This is a genomic window from Sphingobium sp. (genome assembly GCF_041987595.1).
GTDB lineage: Bacteria > Pseudomonadota > Alphaproteobacteria > Sphingomonadales > Sphingomonadaceae > Sphingobium.
Genome location: NZ_JBHIWJ010000196.1, coordinates 1 through 1,583, shown reverse-complemented (window position 1 = coordinate 1,583; position 1,583 = coordinate 1). Strand labels below are relative to the sequence as shown.

1 protein-coding gene is annotated in these 1,583 nt (G+C 59.6%); it reads right to left on the bottom strand.

What is annotated here, in order from left to right; translation table 11 throughout:
* Positions 1 to 35 precede the first annotated feature (35 nt).
* Positions 36 to 1,583: TonB-dependent receptor domain-containing protein (locus ACFC3J_RS22680; RefSeq protein WP_375198171.1), on the bottom strand; the 1,548-nt coding region annotated here is incomplete at its 5' end.

Genomic DNA, 1,583 nt, shown 5'->3' with positions numbered 1-1,583 from the left:
GGACGGATCGCTCACCCTCCCCCCTCACAGGCGTTTTAGAATGTATATTTGGCCGTGACGCCCCAGGTCCGCGGATCGCCCGCATAGACCGAACTGGTGGGGAAGGACGGCAGAAGAACGCTGGAGGCCGAGAAATATTTCTCGTTGAAGAGGTTCTTCACATAGACGCCCAGATCAAGGCCCGTGCCCCCGATCCCGCGCCAGTCCAGCCGTGCATTGGCCAACTGGTAACCCGGCAGCTTTTCGCCGTTCTGACCGCCGAAATCGTCGGTCATGAACAGGTCGGCGTTGAGCACGACATCGCCGTCAGCCGGACGGATCGGCAGGGTCCAACTGACGCTGGCCGTGCCGGAAAAGCTGGGCGAATATTTGTTGATCTGGCCCTCGCCCAGCACGATCGTCGAAGGCAGCCCCGCTGGAACGGTCAGGCTTTCCACCTTCACATTGGTATAGGCGGCGTTGAAACCGACGGTGAGGCTCCGCACGGGGCTGATCGATGCTTCCAGTTCCACGCCCCAAATCCGCAGATCCGCGACATTGGCGGCCAAAGACCCGTTGGTCGGCGAATCCGGGGTGCCATTCGGAACGGTCGTCTGCGTGTTCAGGAACTGAAGGGCATTTTTATATTTGCTGTAATAGGCGGCGATATTGAGGCGCCCGCGTGCCGATCCGACATGATAATCATATTTGGAACCGATCTCGACGTCGGTGATCTTTTCCTCTCCCGTTTTCTGGAAAGGACGAAGATCCGCGCACACGCCTCCGGTCGCGACGCAGGCCGGGTTTGTGCCGCCCGTGGTAAAGGGCGTTTCGAACAGCGGCGTGTTCACATTGGCGCCCCGATAGCCGCGCCGCGACACGATATAGAGTAGCCAGTCCGGCGTCGCCTTGTAATCGAGCCCGATGGTCCAGCTCGGCTCCTGCCCCTTGTTGGATACCGTGCCGACGCCGTCGGCCAGACCTAGGGCGGCGGTGTTGAGGCAAGTGGCTTCATCGACATAATTCGTGCCGATGGTGCCACCGCAGGCCGATACCTTGTCCCAGCTGTAACGCGCGCCCAGATTGAGCTTCAGCTTGTCGGTAAATTCATAACCGATCTGGCCATAGACCGCCCAGTTCTTGTTGCGAACATGCGCCGTCACCGCCGGAGCAGGGACGCCACCAACGGAAAATGCCGTGAACTGCGACCCGCTGGGACCGTCCGGCTTGTCATTATTGTAAAATGCGCCAACGATGAAATTGAACGAACCAAAGTCGCCCAGCAACTGGGTTTCATTCGTCAGATACTGCCGATCCAGCACGGATGACGCTGTGAACAGGGTGAACGGCACGGCCGAAGGCGCGGGAGACGGTAGACCCGTGGGTATCTGCAGCAGCGGCAGGCCGCCGGTGTTGATCAGCTGATAACTGTAATTCTTGCGATAGCCGAAAATGTTGCGCAGCGTCAGATCGCCAAAGCTGAAAGACGTATCATTGGTGATAGACGTGGTCTTGCGATAGGCCGCACCGCCGTTGATGCCGCCATCGAACGATCCGCGACGATTGGCCTTCTGCGCCTGCAGCGCCGCCTGCACCTGCGGCTC